Source organism: Testudinibacter sp. TW-1 (assembly GCF_050613185.1).
In the GTDB taxonomy this organism is placed as follows: domain Bacteria; phylum Pseudomonadota; class Gammaproteobacteria; order Enterobacterales; family Pasteurellaceae; genus Chelonobacter.
In genome coordinates this window covers 2,466,259-2,485,017 of the sequence record NZ_CP192511.1, presented here as the reverse complement: position 1 = coordinate 2,485,017, position 18,759 = coordinate 2,466,259, and the positions used below count along the sequence as shown (strand labels likewise).

Below are 18,759 nucleotides of genomic sequence, written 5' to 3'. Positions count from 1 at the left end.
ATTTCATTATTTGTTGAAGAGATGATTTGTAGAAGATCACGCTTGATCTTCTACAGGTGCGGTGAGCTTTATCAACAGCGACGGCAAGCAACAAAACCTGTTTAGTGCTTCACGTGACGAGTATTATTCTATTGGGAAATATTCGGATTTAGCCGCAAGGTATAATCGAGAAAACAATCAGTTGCTGACGAATACCCTTGTGCCGAAAGTGAAGAATAATCTTGTTTTTGAGGGAGTGAAAGACGGCGGTAATGCGCTTAGCGAGGCGGCAAGGGCAGTTTTAACCTCACCGACAAAAACCCTCCGAGGCGTCACCGGCAATTTGGCTCACAGTTTATCGGAATGCTTAAAACATCCGACGGCTTGCGCAACAGAAAAATGGGCAACATTTGATAGTGCATCAGGCGATTTACTGAGAACGCATTACAATCAGGCGGATGTTAATGCCCTGTATGGCAAAGAGATGACTGCCGAAACCGCACTTGTACCGTTAGTCAGAGGTGGAACGGTGGTTGCGGAAGTGCTGCCGGCGGCAAAAGCCGGGGCGGTTGCGGTTAAATCAGTCGATAATATGCTATCACCTTTAGCGAAAGGTGTTAGTGCAAATGAGAAGTTGCCTGTTGTTGATAAAACAGTAGGGTATGAAAATCAGACCACTAAAATTTCAAGCGGTGCAGAAAATGTTGTCCTTTATCCAAAATTAAAAGAACAATTGCAGATAGAAAATTTAAATAATATTGTAAAAAATAATTCTATTTTAGAACATGCAGCTTTAGGGAAAGGAAATTTAACTCAAAAAGGACACATAACTAGGGAAGAGGTTAAAAAACTTGCAAAAGAGTGGGTTGGTGATATGGCAAAAGAAACTAGTAATGGCTGGATTAGTGCAGATGGAACAAGATTATATCGCTCTCCTAGCGTTAAAAAATATTCGGCATATGCAGAAACAGGAATTCAAGCTAATTTCCAACGGGGGCATATGAAAGACGGTAAGTTTATTACAGAAAGTAATTTACATATTAATATTAAGGATTAAATATGTATGTCTTTGCAGAATTAAAAAGAATTGATTTTAATGGTTACATCCATAACAAGGATGAAGCTCAAAATGCGCTATTAGATTCATCTTATTTTATTCCACTATGTTTATCTATAGGTGAAAAGGGGAAGGATGGAGCTGATTTCTTTGATGTTGATGTATTCAATACTGGCTGGGTTAAAGAGAAAAAAATGGTGTTTGGAGGAGGGAGCTTTATATTTGATGATTTTGATGATTTTGATGACATAGAAAAATCCATAAAAAATTTTATTGATTCTATTTATGGTGAGTCTTGGTCTGACGTGTTGATCAAGTTAAGAAAATATTTCTCTTGGGAATATGAAAATTATCAATGCAAGGATTGATTTTATGTGATCAAAAATAGACGCTGTTTGATGGTGTGTCGGGTAATTTATTTAGAATATATTACAATCAAACTGATATTAATGTTCTCAGGAAGAAGAATGATTGGAGATGATTTTACCAATGTAAAAGTAAAAAATATTATAATAGGTTGGAATAGCGCAGATAAATTAAGAGGATACAGATTTCCTAGTGTAAAAGAATCTGACTATGTTGAAACTGGAGTTCAAGCTAACTTTGAAACATATAAAATAAATCCTGTTACAAATCAAAAAGAAAAAAATGGAAATGCGCATTTAAATATTATAGGGAATTAGTATGAAAGCTGAATTAAAATTAATAACTGATTTGTTTGGTGAGTTTTCACCAGCAGAATACATTCCTATTAATAATGATGTTTTTCATATAACATTGTTATTAGGTATTGGTGGGATTGATGGTGAGGCAATGGATTATTTTGATGTGTCTATATGTACATTGGAGTGGGTAAGGTTAAATAATGTTAAACCAGTTATTTTAAATAATACCATTTTAGTTGATGATTATGATTTTAACAAAATATTGAAATATATAAACGAATGCATTAATCTTTGTGATGGGAAAAACTGGTATGAGGTTGCTAATAATTTATCTAAATTTTTCCTCTGGGAATATGATAGGTATAAGACTTTGTCCACAGTTAAGGAATAGTATCGATAGAATATTTATCAAAAGCTTTTTTCAAGTGAAGATGCTATATTGGTGAGTTATATTTGGTTTTTTAATTGATTTCTATGGAGAGTAAAAGAGGAGCAAATTAAAATGAGTGAATTTTGTTATGCTCCAAGATTAGAATTTAATAACTGGGATGATTTTTTTGATTTCAAAAAAAATATATGTGAATCCGGTTTGTTTAAATTAACGAAAGCACCTGTTGGTGTGGTAAGTTATGGTTTTTTTAAATCATGGTATATTAATAAAGAAACTGATGAATTATGGTGTTTAACTGAGCCTGATCCACCTTTTTATGGAGAGTGGAAAAACGTAAGTAGGGAGAGCGAAAAAACCACTTCTAATCAAGAAGGTGGTAAATAATATGAATATGTCTTATGTTGATATAAGTAATTTAAAAAAGAAATTAGCAAATAAAATAGTAACTAATTTAAGTAAAGACAAATTGCACTTCATGCGATAGCGGGCGGTGTTTTAACCGGCAATGTCAGCGGCGCGGTGGCAAGCGGCACAACCTCGGCAGCCGCACCGCACTTGAATGCGCTGGGTCAAGAGCTGGGCGAGGTGGGCAAAGCGGTATTGGATATCGGCGCCGGTATGGCGATAGGGGCGGCAAGCGGCGGCGGGACGGCAGCGGTGAGCGCAGGCGGCAATACCGATTGGCATAACCGGCAGCTGCACCCGAGAGAAATGGATTGGATACGGGATAATGCGGCAGCCTTTGCCAAAGAGCAGGGCATTAGCGTGGCAGAAGCGGAACGGCGTTTGATTGAGCGGGCGGCACAACGGGTGGATTATGCCTGGTCGAAGATGATAGATAGCCAAGATACGGCGGCGGACAGTTTTCTTTCGTCGGCTTCGGGTATAAAAGGCGATGTGCCGCCATCAAGTGCGGTGAGCTTTATCAACAGCGACGGCAAACCACAAAACCTGTTTAGTGCTTCACGCGACGAGTATTACTCTATTGGGAAATATTCGGATTTAGCTGCAAGGTATAATCGAGAAAACAATCAGTTGCTGACGAATACCCTTGTGCCGAAAGTGAAGAATAATCTTGTTTTTGAGGGGGTGAAAGACGGCGGTAATGCGCTTAGCGAGGCGGCAAGGGCAGCCTTAAACTCACCGACAGAAACCCTCCGAGGCGTCACCGGCAATTTGGCACACAGTTTATCGGAATGCTTAAAACATCCGACGGCTTGCGCAACAGAAAAATGGGCAACATTTGATAGTGCGTCAGGGGATTTACTGAGAACGCATTACAATCAAGCGGATGTTAATGCCCTATATGGCAAAGAGATGACTGCCGAAACCGCACTTGTACCGTTAGTCAGAGGCGGAACGGTGGTTGCGGAAGTGCTGCCGGCGGCAAAAGCAGGGTCAGTTGCGGTTAAATCAGTCGATAATATGCTATCACCTTTAGCGAAAGGTGTTAGTGCGAATGATAAATTGCCTGTTGTTGGAGATTCTACAGGATATTTGCTTAATGAGGTTAAAGTAAACAGCAAAAATATTACGTTAGGCAACTTTAAAGGTTCAACAGCAAATTCATTGGAAAGATTTAATAATTATTTAAGCGATGCGATTGATACTACGGCTGGCAGCGGTGTAAAAAATGCCAAGAAACCAGCAGGTGTATCAATAGAAACAGATTGGGAAAATTTAACTAAAGATGCCAAAATCACATATTCTAATGATAGACGAATTGCAGTTTTTCCATCAGGAGAAAGGGCTATTTTTAGACCTAGTAAAACAGGTCCTATGACAATTGAGTTGCAGCGTCCAGATAGAAAGAAAATTATTGAGGTCTGTTATGAAAATAATTAGAGTGGAACCTTGGTATGAATATTGTGATCCTTATCTGGATTTAAATGAAAAAGATTTTAATGTGAATGAATTTGAGCTTAATAATATAGTATCATTTTATAAAAAAATTATAAACTTTGAATGTGAGGAATATAACACTGAATTTATTCTAAGGGATTTCAAGTTTATTGATTTTCTAAATTTTGATTATGATGACGAAGCAATTATGAAAAATTATATGGAGGACATAATTTCTCAATTTAAATTTTTTTATGCTATACCACTGATTTTTGATGAAAGTGAATTTAATATCATATTAAATTATTTTAAACCAAGTGTAGTATCTAAATTAAAGTCAAGTATTTTCAATTATAATAGAGTTTTTGGTTCAATGATCTCGGATTACTCTGGAGAATTTTTTGTTATATTTAATGATTTTAAAGCTTTTTGTATTGTAAAAAATGGACATTATTTAATGAGATTCCATAATATTGAAGAAATATATATTGATAATTGGTCAAAATTAGAATCAAAAGAAATTGAACTATATGATTATGACAGAAGGGTTATAACTCAATTTCAAGCCTAAATTCAAGAATTAATTGTAGGAAAGTAAAAAGGAAAAAATTAAATTTGAACAAAACGAGTCACCGTATCATATTCAGCCAATCCCAGCAACAATTTATCGTTGTTTCGGAGCTGGCAAAATCGAAAACGCCTTCTGAGCGCAGAAGTGCGGTAGGTAAGTCTGTACGCTTTAGTGATGGTGTGTCTATCGGCGGTGATTTAATAATTGCCAGTGTGCAAGAACAATCCGGCATTTTTGCCGGGGATGACGGCTACCAAGTGGCGGTGAAGGGGCATACTGAATTGAGTGGCGGCTTAATCACCTCAACGGCACAGGCAGAATCGAAGGGAAAAAACCGTTTCCGCACAGGCACGATAGATTCTCGGGATATTGAAAACCATGCCAATTACAAAGGCAGTACGCTTGGAGTGAGTGGCGGTTTCAGTGTCGGCGGCGGCGAGAGCGCTAAAGAAGTCGGCGGCGTGAAGTTAGCTCCGCAGGGTCAAAATTATGCCCAGCAAGAGGGCGACCCGAATAGCGGTCAGGGCAAATAAAAACTACTTTAGCACCGGCACACTGACGACGGAGAATATTGAGAATCACAGTGAAGTCAGTATGCAGAGTGTCAGCGGCGGGTTGTCGACCGATATGGGCAATCTGGCGATGGCGGGCATGTCGGCGGAGATGAGCGCGTTGGGCAATGTCAGCAAAGACGACAGCACGACCACGCAAAGTGCGGTCAGCCAAAATATTAATTTGGACGTCAGAAACGGCGAAATCCCGACCGCACTTTTATATTACCCCTCCCCCCCATTTTTCTTGCGAAAAATGGTACTCCCTCCGCACGCGGAGGAAGAGAAGTAAGTTTGTCAGCAATCTCAAATGCGCTTTCCTCTTGGAAAACGCATTTTCATCTTATAAGTTAGCCGGAATGATTAACAATCTTCGATAATCAGATAAACCTGTTTAATCGGGCCGTGGACGCCGATGACTTTGACCAGTTCTATGTCGGCGGTGGCACTTGGACCGGAGATGATGTTGACGCAAGACGGCATGCGTTCGCCTTGTTGGGCTTTTTGCTGCAGGACGGTTGCCAGTTGTGCCACACGCGGTAGGATCGTGCTTTTTTTCACGACCGCAATCGAGATTTGCGGCAGTAGACTGGTTGAGCGACCGCGTTCGGCGGAGGAATATAGCACGATACCGCCCGATTCGGTTAGACCGTATTCGGCGAAGACAATGCCGATATTGGCTTTTTCGGCAAAAGTGCGGTTTTGCTCGCCGGTTTCGGCTGACCAAATGTGGGTGGTATAACGGCTTTGCACCGCTTGGGTCAAGCCGAATTCGTTTAGGCGCGGATCATCGTTGAGAATCACCTCGCCGCCTTGCAGTTTGTCACACAGCTCTAAAAGTGCGGTTGCCGCTTGGGCGCGGGTGGTGACGACGCATTCCACCGCCATCACTTCGGTGGCAACCTTGATGAATTCGGCACAGCGTTGCTCATCATCCAACTCGGTCAAACGGGTGGTCGGTTGTTGCGTCACGGTTTGGTAATTGCCGACCACTTCTTGACGCAAAGGTCTGCCCAGCTGTGTGGCTAAACGGTCTAAAAATTGTTGTCTGTTTTGTTGATCTAACATAGTGTTTTCCTTGAATTCCAGTCCCACATCCTAGCGATTTTTAAACCATTGACGGAAGCTTTCGCCTTCGGCATCCGGCAAATCGCGTGCTTTGGTCCATTCGGAAATGGCGCCGATATTCAATGGGGCTTTGCCGTTTTTAATCAGCTTTTTGCTCAGTTTTGCGCCGATATTCATGCCGACTTTCCACAGTGCGGAATGATTATTAGCAAGGGTAAACATACGTACAGACAGTTTTTCCATGGTCGGGGTAATGCCTTGTTCCACCATTTTGCCGCGATGTTTCAGCAACAGGTTTGCCAGCGGAATTTTTACCGGGCAGACTTGGTTACAAGCGGTGCAAAGCGAGCAGGCATACGGCAGATCTTTAAAATCTTCATAACCGCCCAAAATCGGCGACAGTACCGAACCGATTGGTCCCGGATAAATCGAGCCGTAGCTGTGTCCGCCCATTTGACGGTACGCCGGGCAAACGTTCAAACAGGCGCCGCAACGGATACAACGCAAAATATCGTTGAATTCGCTGCCGAGCGCTTTGGAACGACCATTATCGACAATCACCAGATGAAACTCTTCCGGCCCGTCGGTTTCACCCGCTAAACGCGGACCGGTCAGCCAAGTGTTATAACTGGTCAGACGGGCGCCGACCGCACTTCGTGCCAGTAGGGTGATTAATACGTCCACTTCTTCAAAGGTCGGCGCCAAACGCTCCATGCCCATCACCGCAATATGGGTTTTCGGCAGGGTGGTGGCAAGACGTAAATTCCCTTCATTGGTAACCAAGCAAACGCTACCGGTTTCGGCAACGGCAAAGTTACAGCCGCTGATACCGATGTCTGCTTCGAGAAAATCTTTGCGGATTGCCTGACGGATAAACAGCGTCATCTCTTCCGGCGTGGCTTCGCCTTGATAGCCCAGTTTTTCGTGCAGCACTTTGCGGATTTGGTGGCGATCTTTATGAATTGCCGGCACCACGATATGCGACGGTTTGTCTCCGGCAAGTTGCAAAATGTATTCGCCTAAATCGCTTTCGATCACCTTGATATTTTCCGCTTCCAGTACATGATTCAAGCCGATTTCTTCGGTCACCATCGATTTGGATTTCACCACTTTTTTCGCCTGTTTTTCACGGGCGATTTTTTTGATGTAATCGGTGGCGTCTTGTGCGGTGTTGGCGAAATAGATATGTCCGCCGTTTGCCGTCACTTTTTCAGATAGCTGGTACAAATACGCGTCCAGATTTTGCAGAACATGGTTACGAATGGCTTTCGCTTGTTCGCGCCACTCTTCCCAATGTCCCAATTCGTCGACCATTTTTTGGCGGTTGGCGCCGATACGCTCTTGTGCCATCACCACGGCTTTGCGCATTACTTCGTTGTGAATTTCATCGTTAAGCCGCTCTTTAAACGGAATATCGCTGGTTCTTAATGACATGGTTTCCTCCTTAACGACTCATCAACACTTCGGCAATATGCATGACTTTGATCGGGCTGCCTTCGCGTTTCAGGCGACCGCCGATATTGATCAAACAACTGACATCGGCGCCGATCAGGTAATCCGGCTGCACTTCGCGGATATGTTCGGTTTTTTCCGTCACCATTTCGCCGGAAATTTCCGCCATTTTCACCGAGAACGTGCCGCCGAAGCCGCAGCAGGTGGTTTGATTTTGAATCGGCAGCAATTCCAAGCCTTGTACTTGTTGCAAGAGTTTAACCGGTTCATCGACCACGCCCAATTTGCGGAACAGGCTACAGGACGGGTGATACACCGCCTTGCCGTCCAATTTGGCGCCGACATCGGTTTGTCCGATTTTATTGACGATAAAATCGGTCAGATCATGAAAACGATCGGCAAGTTTGACCGCTCTTGCCGCCCATTCCGGTTCGTCTTGCAGATAATCGGCATAGGTTTTGATCGCATAGACGCAGGATCCCGCCGGTGCGACGATCGGGTAGTCATTGGCTTCAAAAGTGGTAATCAGGTTTTTGATAGCGGGAATGGCTTGTTTGCTATAACCGCTGTTGAGGGCGGGTTGCCCGCAACAACCCTGTTTTTCCAGAAAAGTGATGTCACAGCCGAGCTGTTCTAATAACAACACGCTCTGCTTGGCGACATTGGCTTTTAGTGCATCTGCAATGCAGGTGACATAAAAATTAACGTTCATTGATACTCCAACAAGATAAGTTGCTGCCGAATATCGGCAGCAGAAAAAACTAAGATAAAATCAGGGTTGCGACCAGTGCGGCTATAATACCGTAAATTACCATTGGAATAACGGTTTTCTTGATAATTGCGCCTTCTTGATTTTTAACATCCAACACTGAACAAACGGCGATCACATTATTAATACACACCATATTTCCCATTGCGCCGCCGACGGATTGCAGCGCCAAGGTCAACGGAATGGAAAGTGCGGTAGTTTGCGCAATCGAATATTGGATGCCGCCAAAGGTTAAATTGGATACGGTGTTTGATCCGGAGAAGAAAGAACCGATAGCGCCTAAATAGGCTGAAAAATAAGTCCAGTTCGCGCCGGTTGCCGCGGCAAAATCGCGTCCGATTGTTTGCACCATCGAATTTTCGCCGCCGACCAACATCAATTTGACCATGATCAAGGCGCCGATTAAGGCAAAAAACGGTTTTTTGGTTTGCTTAAAGGTGCTGGAGAAAATCAGTTTGCTGTCCGAAGCTTTGACTTTGAACAAGAATAAAGAAATGAATACCGTCACAATAAATGGAATCAGAGACGGTACATACAGGGTTTTATAACTGTCGCTGACGCCTTGTCCCAAAATGTTTTTCAGGGAAAGAATCAACGCGCGGCTGACTTCAAATTGCCCGAAATGACCCAGCGAAACGCTAAACCAGGTGGTGGCGTCGTTCAGTAGGGCTTTGATACCTAATTGGTGGATACGGGTGACAATCAGAATGACAATCAACATCATGGTTGGCAACATCGCTTTAAAGACGGTTGCCGCGGAAACCGGATCCTGCATGTCATGTTGCTCGCCTTTTGCCAAGCCAATGCCTTTATTTGCCAACAAAATGGAAATTAACAAGCCGACGGCGCCGCCCACTAAAGACGGGAATTCATAGTTTACGCTGGCAAGTAGCAGGTAAGGTACGGTACACGCCAGAATACACAGGTAAATAAACAGTATGTTTTTGCGGATTTCTTGCCATGTGGTCACAAAGCGTAACGCAATCACCGGAACGACTAAGCCGGCGAAGAAGTGGATCAAGGCGCTTTTATACCCGATATCCAGCAACACATCTTCCCCCAGATTCAACGGGGCAAATCCGAACCAAGTCGGCGTACCGACGGCGCCGAACGAAACCGGCACTGAGTTCATCACTAACGCAAAGACCGCAACTTTAATCGGATTAAAACCCAAACCGACCAGAATTGGCGCGGCAATCGCGGCAGGCGTACCAAAACCGGAAGCACCCTCAATCATAAAGGCAAACGCCCAACCGATAATCATTAATTGCGCAACAGGATTCGGGTTGATATTCGATAACCAACGACGCAGCACATTAATCGCACCGGAAATTTCCATCATGCGGTTAAAAAGAATCGCACCGAAAATAATCGTAACCGGCGTTTGGGTGGAAATAATCCCGGAAATCACATTGGCGTTGAGCAGGGTGAAATCTTGCTCAAAATAAGTTAATTGTAAAACATAAACCAATAAGGCGATTAGAGGAAGGGCGATGTAAGAAGGCATGCTGTTTCGTTTCACCATTAGATAGATAAGCAAAACGATCGGAAAAAGACTGAGTGTTAAAGCCATTATAAAAGTCCTTGGGTTATATAAAAAAGAGAAATGTTAAGAAATAACCATAAATATAACATTGCTATTGCAGGGTGTTATATTAATGTAATAAAAGAAAATGAATTGTGATATAGATCGCAATTTTGTGATTAAAATAGCTAGAAATGGAGTGGTTTCAACAGGTTGCTTTAAATTTAAACAATTGCACGGTAAAAAACCGCACTTTGATCGGTTTGTTATACCAAGTGCGGTTGGATAAAGGAGTACTCAATCAGTATTAGCGAGGGGTTTGTAAATACACCATTTGAGTCAGTAAATATTCTTCCAGTCCGTGTTTTCCGTCGGCACCGCCGATCCCGGATTGCTTCCAGCCGGCATGGAAACCTTGCATTGCTTCAAAGTTTTCGCGGTTGATGTAAGTTTCACCAAATTGTAAGCGGCGGGTGACATAAAACGCGTCATTCAGGCTTTCGGTATAAACCGAGCTGGTCAAGCCGAAGACGCTGTTATTTGCCATTGCAACCGCCTCGTCTAATGTGGCGAAGGTGGCAACCGGCAGCACCGGACCGAAAGTTTCTTCGTGCATGATGTCCATGTCATTTTTCACGTTGGTCAAAATGGTCGGTTCAAAGAAAAAGCCTTTTTGTTGCGGGCGCTTTCCGCCCAAATGCAGGGTAGCCCCTTGGCTGACGGCTTTTTCCACTTTGGCGGCAACGGCGTCAACCGCTCTTTTTTCGACCAGCGGCCCCATATCCAGGTTATCTTGCGCGGTTGCAGGATTGCCGAACCGCACTTGCTGCATGGCGGCAGTCAATTTGCCGACAAAAGCGTCGTGTACGTCTTGATGTACATAAACCCGCTCGGCGCAATTGCACACTTGCCCGCTGTTAATCACGCGTGAAGCCACGATGGATTTGACCGCCAGATCCAAATCCGCGTCTTTCAATACGATTGCAGGAGCTTTGCCGCCCAATTCCAAGGATACCTTGGTAATATTTTGTGCGGCGGCAATCATCACTTGGCGCCCGGCTTCGACCGAGCCGGTCAGGCTGACCAAATCGACTTGCGGATGTTGTGCCAAGTGGTTGCCGATCTCTGCGCCTGCGCCGTTGACCACGTTAAAAACCCCTTTCGGCAGACCGGCGGCATGGGCGATTTCGGCAAAAATATAAGTATTAATCGGGGTGACGCTGGAGGGTTTGATCACAATGGTATTGCCGGTCAACAGCGCCGGCCCCATTTTACGCGCGATGAGGAAAAACGGGAAATTCCACGGCAAAATGCCGGCAACCACACCGTGCGGACGTTTAAACAGGAAAATATTCTCGTTCGACCGATCACTTTGAATGATTTCGCCTTCGTAGCGGCGTGCCCATTCCGCTTGGTAATCCAGATAATCGGCGGTGAATAACACTTCCACTTGCGCCAGTTCTTTGGTTTTCCCACCTTCGGCAACAATGGTATCAGTCAATTCCTGTTCTCTTGCGCGAATGCCTTGCGCGATTTTGCGTAAATACGCACCGCGTTGCACCGCCGGGGTTTGTTCCCATTCGGTTTGCGCTTGTTTGGCGGCGGCGACGGCCAAATCGACTTCGGCGGTTCCGCCTTTCGGCTCGTGCGCGATCACTTCTTCGGTTGCCGGGTTTAACACATCACGATAAATTCCGTTAAAATCAGTAACAAATTCGCCGTTAATATACATTGCTAGTTTTTTGACTGCTGAGATTGTCATAGGCACCTCGCTAGGTTGATAGGAAAAGAAATGGTGTAAAGCGTTTCAAATATAACCTATTTTCAGTATCAATAAGGTGTCAAAGTTCACAAAAACAACAATTAATTAGCAAAAAAGTAACATTTTATCCGTATGATAGCGTTAGCCGAAAAAATCAAGGCGCCAAATAGCGCCTTGATAATGAGGGAGAAGAGGTCATTAAGGCAATTTCACCAATGGCGTTTCCAGCACGGTAATTTCGCGATCACCTTGAATATCAGCGATAGCTTGTGCCGCTTTCTGTACCGCTTCTTTGCTGTCCAAAATGGTGAAAGTCAGATCGAATTTTTTAGTTTCACCGGCTTTGATTTTCGGCACTAAGCCTAGATCGCGTTGGTATTTGCGGTTATACGCGTAGCTGGTGCCCGGTTCGATCCCGGTGACATAGCCTTGTTTCAAGGTGTCAGTGTTTTTCCACATGGTCAGCACCGGCAATTGTTCTACGTCAAACCCGACGGCGATACCTTTATCACCGGCTTTGTTTTCCAGCATCGCTAGCGTTTTGCCGTTGGCATCGGCGTAAGGCACGATGTTATACACGGTTTCATCATAATCAACGGTTGGACCGGCATATTGGTTCCAGGTTTTCATTTCGCCGACGGCACGTTGGTTAAACGGTGAAACCTCTTTGATTGCGGCACTGAATTTGGCGCCGTCTTCCAACAACGGTTGTCCGTAGTTGCTGTGATAAATGATTTGGTATTCGTTTTCATAATCGCCCAGATTGGTCAGTTCATCGTGCAATGCAAACGATTTTTCGCCCGGTACCACACTCAAGCCCGCCCACACTTCATAGTCGTTTTTCTTGAAGGTTTTCTCATATACCGAACCTTTGACCGTAATGGTGTAAGGCGCTTCGTCGGCAATATCGACAATTACGGTTGAAGCCGGGGTGTTACCGGCGCGACCGTGCAGACTGAGCAACTGTCCGTCATCGTCAATTCCCGGATGTCCGGTCCATTCAAAGCCGCAGCGCACCATCATTTCATTAAAGCCGTCCAGCCAGCCCAAGCCGTTGCGGCTTTCCAATTCGATAAAAGCAGGGTTGACGATTTCTTTTACCGGCGAATCCCAGCCCAAGCGGATATCACCGCTCTTGACTTCGAAAATATCCATACCACGCGTTGGAATCAGGGTAATTGTCATCACTCCGTTATCGATATCAATCACGCGCACGCCTTCTTGTTTGCCACCGTGTAGCACGCGTTGTTTGACACTAAACGTTTTGTCGATCCCCAACGCTTTATTATCAATACTCCAATTCCCCACATCCGTGCCGGCTTGGGCATCTGTGATAACAAACTCTTTAGCGATTGCCGGGGTGGCTAATAAGGAAAGCAAGGTGATTGCAATAAGTGAACGCTTCATAATAATGACTCCTTTTGGGTTTGGTGAATTGCTTTATACATAAGAAAAAACGATTAAGCTGATTTAATTGTAGTCAATTTTGTCAAAATAAAAACTGCCACTGCTCTATTTGGTGAGGTCGATCACAGAAAATCGAATAATCGCAGACGAGAGGATCAAACTCGCTGTGCGTTTTAGCGTGCTTCAGATGAGAATTTCCATTTTAGACTAGTCACTTAGTGGAATAAGGGCTAAAATAACCCTCATTTTTAGGCAAAGTGCGGTTATTCCGTGCGCTTTCACATAGACAAAAACCACAGGCAAATTAAGATGATTGATCCGAATTTATTGCGCAATAATCTGGCAGAAACTGCTGAAAAACTAAAAATCAGACGAAATTTTAACTTGGATACGGCGAAAATCACCGAACTGGAAGATCAGCGTAAAGCGTTGCAGGTGAAAACCGAAACCTTGCAAGCGGAGCGTAATGCCCGTTCGAAAAGTATCGGGCAAGCGAAAGCGCGCGGGGAAGATATTCAGACGTTGCTGGCGGAAGTCGATTCAATGGGCAATGAATTGGAACAAGCTAAAACCGCACTTGAGGCGGTACAGCGCGAATTGCAACAAATCGCGCTGAACATTCCGAATATCCCGGCGGACGAAGTGCCATTGGGGAAAGACGAGCAGGATAATTTGGAAGTGTTGCGTTGGGGCGAGCCGAAACAGTATGATTTCACGGTGCAAGATCACGTCACACTGGGTGAAAATGCGCAAGGTTTGGATTTTGGCGCCGGTGTGAAACTGGCGGGGGCGCGTTTTGTGGTGATGAAAGGGCAGATTGCTAAATTGCACCGTGCGTTGAGCCAGTTTATGTTGGATTTGCACACCGAACAGCACGGCTATTTGGAAACCTATGTGCCGTATTTAGTCAATCATGAAACCCTATACGGCACGGGGCAATTACCGAAATTCGGCGAAGATCTGTTTCATACTGCCGCGCTGGCAGGCGAGCAGCCGTATGCGTTGATCCCGACTGCGGAAGTGCCGGTGACGAATTTGGTGCGCGGTGAAATTTTAGACGAAGAGCAACTGCCGATCAAAATGACGGCACATACGCCGTGTTTCCGCTCCGAGGCGGGATCTTACGGACGTGATACCCGCGGTTTGATTCGTATGCACCAGTTCGACAAGGTGGAAATGGTACAAATCGTTGCGCCGGAAAAATCGATGGACGCATTGGAAGAGTTAACCGGGCACGCGGAAAAAGTGTTGCAACTGTTGGGCTTGCCTTATCGTAAAGTGTTGCTGTGCAGCGGTGATATGGGCTTCGGTTCAAGCAAAACCTACGATTTGGAAGTGTGGCTGCCGGCGCAAAATACCTACCGTGAAATTTCCTCTTGTTCCAATATGTGGGATTTCCAAGCGCGCCGTATGCAAGCCCGTTGCCGAATGAAAGGGGATAAGAAAACCCGTTTGGTGCATACCTTGAACGGCTCGGGTTTGGCGGTTGGACGCACTTTGGTGGCGATTTTAGAAAATTACCAACAAGCCGACGGTTCAATTGCGATCCCAAGTGTGTTGCAACCGTATATGGGCGGATTGGCGTTTATCGGCAAGTAACAGACCGCACTTTTCAGGAATAAGCCTCCCTCCGCTGGCGGAGGGAGGGAAATTGAAGGGAAACCTCAATATTTTGTTCAATCTCAATAAACTACCAACTATATTTCAATTCCACTCCACCATTAAATTGTGATTTAATCACATCACCGTGGCCGTAGCCGCCTTTGAGGGTGATATTGACATGTCTGCCCAAACCGAAAATTGCCCCCAATTCGCTTTCCATACGGTTTTTGAATAAATCGGCACGTAGGGCGTTGCCATCGGCATAGAGTTCCGCCTTATTATTTATATTTGCCACATAATAAAGTGCGGTATAGAGTTTCACGCCGTTGCCTTGTTCAAAGCCAAAGGTTTTATCCAACATAATGCCACTGCGTGTTTGCCAGAAATCAAGGGCTTTGCCGTGAATTGGCGTTTGATTCAGCGAGTAGTCAACACCATTTAAGCGGTAGTAACTGATTTCAAGCGATGGTTGAACACCGATACTGCCGAATTCCCAACGTTTACCTAAACCGAATGAGGCAATCCAAGCATTTTGTTTCAAGGCTAATTCCGAACGGTTCAGCGTGGTTTTCAAGTGGTTATAACTCAGTACCGCACTTAAGTAGGCTTGGTTATCGAAGATCACTTTATTATATAAGCTGAACGCATGGTTTGTGCTTTTGCCGTTTTGGTTTTCCGAGAACGTATTTTGCCCCTTGCTATGGGTAAATGCCGCGCCAAATAGCCAGTTGCCGCCATCGAAAGCGGTTGCTTTGTCAGCACCGAGCTGTTGGCTGTAAAGTTCTTGCTTATAAGTGCGGTAATCATCACCGGTGTAGCGCATACCTTCGCGATCAATATTCGCCCAAAGCCCGCTATTTTCGACATTTAGGCGAGAAATATACTGGCTTAACAAATTTTGTTGCTTGGTCAAGAGATTAATGCTCGCCGCTTGGGAGGAAAGTGCGGTATTGGCATTTTGGCTAATCCAATCATTTTGTTTTGTTTCTGGCTGTGCCTGTGTTTCGGTAGCGGCGTCGGCAGCGGCTTGAGCTTCCGCAGCAAGGCGCGCTTGCTCTGCGGCGTCGGCAGCAGCTTGAGCTTCCGCAGCAAGACGGGCTTGCTCTGCGGCGTCGGCAGCGGCTTTGGCTTCCGCAGCAAGGCGCGCTTGTTCTGCGGCGTCGGCAGCGGCTTTGGCTTCCGCAGCAAGGCGCGCTTGCTCTGCGGCGTCGGCAGCGGCTTTGGCTTCGGCGGCAAGGCGCGCTTGCTCTGCGGCGTCGGCAGCAGCTTGAGCTTCCGCAGCAAGGCGGGCTTGTTCAGCGGCGTCGGCTGCGGCTTTTTCTTGTGCAATAAGTTCCGGGATTAAGGCGTTATAGAGCACAAAACTATTATCACGCTGTTTTAATTGATAACGGAATGCGCCGAGATCAAGGTGTCCATTGAGTAAGCTTGCATGTACTTTGCGCCAATCTTGCGCGGTATTATTCAAGGTGAGCAATGGCAGGTTCGAGTGGCGCCTTGCCACTGTCTTGTAGGGCTAACACATAGTTGCCGCTAGCCAAACCATTGACAATCACCTTATCGCTTTGCATATCGGCAAAGGTGCTGTTTAATTCAAAGCGCCCGTCGCCAGTTAAATTGCCATTAATGGTTAAGGTGTTAAAATTGCCGCTAGGTATGTCGCCGTTCAGTTTTACCACGGCGCCGTTGACCGCGCTGAGATTGCCAAGCGTGCTATCGCCGTGCAGTGTCCAAGCGGCGTCTTTTTGCAAGACCACTGAACTATCGCTTGCCCCCTGAATATTGCCTTGATAATTCGTTTTGCCTAAATTTAAAGTTGCTTGAGCGGCAAGGGTAATATTGCCTGTTACTTGTGCGTAAGGCAAAGCATTATACAGTGCCTCGCTTAGTGGATTTTGATTACAACTGACCGCGCCGTTAGCGTCACTGCGAATACACTGCCAGCTGTTATCCCAGCCTTTTTCCCCTTTGCTATAGCCTAAACTGACACGGCTATTAGCTTCCGCCTTGATATCGCCCTCCAGATTGGCATAGTTGCCCAGTTGTAGTGTCGCGCCTTGTGTAGCGGTAAAAGTGGTGGCTTTAAAGTGTCGGCTGACCCAATCATCGTCAATCACAACATTGCCGGCGTGGGGCGTTGGGTAACCGGAGAGCAATAGCGTGCCGTTATCGACTTTGATTTCGCCGTTTAAGTTACTGCCGCCGGATAAGGTATAAATGGATGAAGCGGTTGGCGCCGTATAGCTGAAATTGAGGGTACCATTGGGTTTTGTCTCGTCGGTTTCACCCAACATCCCTTGGTACATGGCTTTATTTTTGGCTTCCAAATAAACACGGATAGCGTGGTCTTTATCGGTGCCTAAATATTCCCAACGATCGTTACTGGCTGCATTCGGAAAGTACCAATAAGTCGGCGTTTTTAAGCGAAAATATTGAATAGTGCCATTACGTTGTGGATATTGATAAATAGTACCGACAATTCCTCGATATGGGGCGCTCCAATTATAAATAGTATAATCGGTATCGCCGACCACATGAATAGTAGCCGCTTTTTCCGCATTATGATTCACGATCTGCGCACCGTTATCGACGTTATGAATGCGTTCGAAGGTGAGATCATTGCCGTTGACATCCAAGCGTCCGCCGCGGTAGCCGAAATAGATATTGTCAGGGTTGACTTGCTTGCCGTCAGTCAAAACCACGGTCGGACGACCGCTTGCCAACCGCACTTTGTCAAAGGCTTGTACCGCACCGCTCTCGTCCGCTTGTTGGGCTAAAATTATGGTGCCGTCACCCGCACTCAAACTGCCTGAGTTTTTGCCTTTGGCTTCAATTTTTAGCGTGCCTTCACCGATTTTATGTAAAAAATCATTTTCAACTCCGTTGACTTTCCATGTAACGGTTTTGTCTTTGGCGATAATTAAACCGGCGCCTTGCCAAGTCTGGTGGCTTTCAGGCTGCACAGTGTAATTATTATTAAAGGTCAATCCGCCGGCACCTTGGTTAATGCTGTCTTTTAAAGTAATGGTGGCGCCGCTGCCGTTCAGGTTAATATTTTTACCGGCGTTCATGGCGTGGTTGTAACCGCCGCTATAGGCGTCGCTTAAGGTTTCATCTTTGATGTGCGATGTCCAATTTTTATCGGTTTGGGCAAAAAGTGCGGTTTTATTATCGGCATTTTTTGTCCAAGTCAGATCGGCGTTATTTTCCACCGCGGGATCCGTGTCTTCGTTGTAGCGGGCTTGGTTAAAATTCGGTAGGTAAGCAGCCCAGGCAGAAAATTTATTGTCAGGGGTGGCATTGTTAGCCATGCCGCCGATTTGAAAACCGACCAAGATCCATTGTTTGGTTTGCGTATCCCAAGCATAAAGCGGAGAGCCGCTATCACCGGCGCCGGCATAGCTCGTTAGCGGACTGTAATCGGTATTGTCATACAATCCGCCGTTATCCGCCCAAACCGTATCGGCATTACCTAAACGGTAGAGGGGCGTGACGGTGCCGCCAATCAAATAATTATACGGAGCTGAAAGAAACGTAACATTCCATTCGGGATCGCGTAGATATTGCGTGCCGCTGCCCGTACGGTATAACGCGGTAAAGCGGTTTTTATCGGTGTATCCAATATAATTTAAACCAAGGAGGTTTGCGGGAGCGACTTCAGTCACGTATTTATGCAAACGCGGGGCATGATAGTCAAAATTATTTTCCGTATTGTTGCGATCCACCATAAGATAGGTATGGCGTAAATAATCCGGATTATTGCCCGTACCGCCAAATTGTAAACTGGTATAACCGGTATTGTGTTTGACACTGCCTGAATATTGCGGAGCAACCAAGGTTCCGACGCCATTGGTACTTGCCGAACTAAAATCTGCCATGGGGGCATTATTCAGCGTACCAACCACTTTGCCGTCGTTATCGAAAATAGGCAAATTGAGTGCGCCAGGCGTAAATTGCCCTTTATTTTCGCCGAAATCACGATAAGTCTGGTAAGGAATATCGGTACGAACGACAGCCGCATAAGGCGCAGTGCATGTAAAAAAAGCAATAATCGAAGCCGAAATCGGGGTGAGTTTAAATGACATTCAAGAAACCTATAGTTAAAAAATATAATGGAA

Annotated in this window: 18 protein-coding genes; 10 read left to right on the top strand and 8 right to left on the bottom strand. The window is 45.4% G+C overall.

Annotated features, from left to right (window positions below):
- Positions 1 to 61 precede the first annotated feature (61 nt).
- The 9 genes from ACQ31U_RS11945 (at position 62) to ACQ31U_RS11905 (ending at position 5,348) form a co-directional block, all read left to right on the top strand.
- On the top strand, positions 62 to 1,036 hold the full coding sequence (locus tag ACQ31U_RS11945; RefSeq protein ID WP_431052371.1) for a hypothetical protein: 975 nt from the start codon (positions 62 to 64) through the stop codon (positions 1,034 to 1,036).
- A 2-nt stretch (positions 1,037 to 1,038) separates the two neighbouring features.
- Entirely contained in the window at positions 1,039 to 1,404 is a 366-nt protein-coding gene (locus tag ACQ31U_RS11940) for an Imm8 family immunity protein (RefSeq protein ID WP_431052369.1), read from the top strand.
- Between the two features lie 99 nt (positions 1,405 to 1,503).
- Positions 1,504 to 1,719: a hypothetical protein gene (locus ACQ31U_RS11935; RefSeq protein ID WP_431052367.1), complete on the top strand. Its 216-nt coding sequence runs from the start codon at positions 1,504 to 1,506 to the stop codon at positions 1,717 to 1,719.
- Between the two features lies 1 nt (position 1,720).
- Complete coding sequence (locus ACQ31U_RS11930) at positions 1,721 to 2,092, top strand: Imm8 family immunity protein (protein ID WP_431052365.1); 372 nt, start codon at positions 1,721 to 1,723, stop codon at positions 2,090 to 2,092.
- Positions 2,093 to 2,203: 111 nt separating this feature from the next.
- On the top strand, positions 2,204 to 2,476 hold the full coding sequence (locus ACQ31U_RS11925; protein ID WP_431052363.1) for a hypothetical protein: 273 nt from the start codon (positions 2,204 to 2,206) through the stop codon (positions 2,474 to 2,476).
- A 135-nt stretch (positions 2,477 to 2,611) separates the two neighbouring features.
- A complete protein-coding gene (locus tag ACQ31U_RS11920; protein ID WP_431052361.1) occupies positions 2,612 to 3,937 on the top strand; it encodes a hypothetical protein in 1,326 nt (441 codons plus the stop codon).
- Complete coding sequence (locus tag ACQ31U_RS11915; RefSeq protein ID WP_431052359.1) at positions 3,924 to 4,505, top strand: hypothetical protein; 582 nt, start codon at positions 3,924 to 3,926, stop codon at positions 4,503 to 4,505. Before ACQ31U_RS11920 ends, ACQ31U_RS11915 begins: the two co-directional genes overlap by 14 nt.
- A 44-nt stretch (positions 4,506 to 4,549) precedes the next feature.
- A complete protein-coding gene (locus tag ACQ31U_RS11910) occupies positions 4,550 to 5,038 on the top strand; it encodes an ESPR domain-containing protein (RefSeq protein WP_431052357.1) in 489 nt (162 codons plus the stop codon).
- A gap of 61 nt (positions 5,039 to 5,099) precedes the next feature.
- Positions 5,100 to 5,348 (top strand): hypothetical protein, encoded by a 249-nt coding sequence (locus ACQ31U_RS11905; RefSeq protein ID WP_431052355.1) that lies wholly within the window; start codon positions 5,100 to 5,102, stop codon positions 5,346 to 5,348.
- Positions 5,349 to 5,419: 71 nt separating this feature from the next.
- Here ACQ31U_RS11905 and ACQ31U_RS11900 read toward each other — a convergent pair whose 3' ends face one another.
- From ACQ31U_RS11900 to ACQ31U_RS11875, 6 genes are all read right to left on the bottom strand, one after another.
- Positions 5,420 to 6,124, bottom strand: coding sequence for a LutC/YkgG family protein (locus tag ACQ31U_RS11900; RefSeq protein WP_431052354.1), 705 nt, complete (start codon positions 6,122 to 6,124; stop codon positions 5,420 to 5,422).
- A gap of 30 nt (positions 6,125 to 6,154) precedes the next feature.
- A complete protein-coding gene (locus tag ACQ31U_RS11895) occupies positions 6,155 to 7,558 on the bottom strand; it encodes a LutB/LldF family L-lactate oxidation iron-sulfur protein (RefSeq protein ID WP_431052352.1) in 1,404 nt (467 codons plus the stop codon).
- A 10-nt stretch (positions 7,559 to 7,568) separates the two neighbouring features.
- Complete coding sequence (locus tag ACQ31U_RS11890; RefSeq protein WP_431052350.1) at positions 7,569 to 8,288, bottom strand: (Fe-S)-binding protein; 720 nt, start codon at positions 8,286 to 8,288, stop codon at positions 7,569 to 7,571.
- Between the two features lie 49 nt (positions 8,289 to 8,337).
- On the bottom strand, positions 8,338 to 9,918 hold the full coding sequence (locus ACQ31U_RS11885) for an L-lactate permease (protein ID WP_431052348.1): 1,581 nt from the start codon (positions 9,916 to 9,918) through the stop codon (positions 8,338 to 8,340).
- A gap of 259 nt (positions 9,919 to 10,177) precedes the next feature.
- Complete coding sequence (gene aldA, locus ACQ31U_RS11880; protein ID WP_431052346.1) at positions 10,178 to 11,632, bottom strand: aldehyde dehydrogenase; 1,455 nt, start codon at positions 11,630 to 11,632, stop codon at positions 10,178 to 10,180.
- A gap of 198 nt (positions 11,633 to 11,830) precedes the next feature.
- A complete protein-coding gene (locus ACQ31U_RS11875; RefSeq protein WP_431052344.1) occupies positions 11,831 to 13,039 on the bottom strand; it encodes an aldose 1-epimerase family protein in 1,209 nt (402 codons plus the stop codon).
- 309 nt (positions 13,040 to 13,348) lie between these two features.
- Between ACQ31U_RS11875 and serS the strand changes: the two genes are divergently transcribed.
- The gene (serS, locus tag ACQ31U_RS11870) at positions 13,349 to 14,638 is read left to right on the top strand and encodes a serine--tRNA ligase (RefSeq protein WP_431052342.1); all 1,290 of its coding nucleotides are present in this window, start codon (positions 13,349 to 13,351) and stop codon (positions 14,636 to 14,638) included.
- A 91-nt stretch (positions 14,639 to 14,729) separates the two neighbouring features.
- On the opposite strand, the gene ACQ31U_RS11865 is transcribed toward serS, so the two are convergent.
- Positions 14,730 to 16,145, bottom strand: coding sequence for an autotransporter outer membrane beta-barrel domain-containing protein (locus ACQ31U_RS11865; RefSeq protein ID WP_431052340.1), 1,416 nt, complete (start codon positions 16,143 to 16,145; stop codon positions 14,730 to 14,732).
- Positions 16,102 to 18,726, bottom strand: coding sequence for a S6 family peptidase (locus tag ACQ31U_RS11860; RefSeq protein WP_431052338.1), 2,625 nt, complete (start codon positions 18,724 to 18,726; stop codon positions 16,102 to 16,104). The genes ACQ31U_RS11865 and ACQ31U_RS11860 overlap by 44 nt, the downstream gene beginning before the upstream one ends.
- Between the last annotated feature and the right edge of the window lie 33 nt (positions 18,727 to 18,759).

Excerpts from the sequence above, each read along its gene's own strand:
- ACQ31U_RS11905 (WP_431052355.1), top strand. The coding sequence starts at position 5,100 with ATGCAGAGTGTCAGCGGCGGGTTGTCGACCGATATGGGCAATCTGGCG.
- ACQ31U_RS11940 (WP_431052369.1), top strand. The coding sequence starts at position 1,039 with ATGTATGTCTTTGCAGAATTAAAAAGAATTGATTTTAATGGTTACATC.
- ACQ31U_RS11935 (WP_431052367.1), top strand. The coding sequence starts at position 1,504 with ATGATTGGAGATGATTTTACCAATGTAAAAGTAAAAAATATTATAATA.
- ACQ31U_RS11925 (WP_431052363.1), top strand. The coding sequence starts at position 2,204 with ATGAGTGAATTTTGTTATGCTCCAAGATTAGAATTTAATAACTGGGAT.
- serS (WP_431052342.1), top strand. The coding sequence starts at position 13,349 with ATGATTGATCCGAATTTATTGCGCAATAATCTGGCAGAAACTGCTGAA.
- ACQ31U_RS11895 (WP_431052352.1), bottom strand. The coding sequence starts at position 7,558 with ATGTCATTAAGAACCAGCGATATTCCGTTTAAAGAGCGGCTTAACGAT.
- ACQ31U_RS11875 (WP_431052344.1), bottom strand. The coding sequence starts at position 13,039 with ATGAAGCGTTCACTTATTGCAATCACCTTGCTTTCCTTATTAGCCACC.
- ACQ31U_RS11900 (WP_431052354.1), bottom strand. The coding sequence starts at position 6,124 with ATGTTAGATCAACAAAACAGACAACAATTTTTAGACCGTTTAGCCACA.
- ACQ31U_RS11890 (WP_431052350.1), bottom strand. The coding sequence starts at position 8,288 with ATGAACGTTAATTTTTATGTCACCTGCATTGCAGATGCACTAAAAGCC.
- ACQ31U_RS11915 (WP_431052359.1), top strand. The coding sequence starts at position 3,924 with ATGAAAATAATTAGAGTGGAACCTTGGTATGAATATTGTGATCCTTAT.
- aldA (WP_431052346.1), bottom strand. The coding sequence starts at position 11,632 with ATGACAATCTCAGCAGTCAAAAAACTAGCAATGTATATTAACGGCGAA.
- ACQ31U_RS11930 (WP_431052365.1), top strand. The coding sequence starts at position 1,721 with ATGAAAGCTGAATTAAAATTAATAACTGATTTGTTTGGTGAGTTTTCA.
- ACQ31U_RS11860 (WP_431052338.1), bottom strand. The coding sequence starts at position 18,726 with ATGTCATTTAAACTCACCCCGATTTCGGCTTCGATTATTGCTTTTTTT.
- ACQ31U_RS11885 (WP_431052348.1), bottom strand. The coding sequence starts at position 9,918 with ATGGCTTTAACACTCAGTCTTTTTCCGATCGTTTTGCTTATCTATCTA.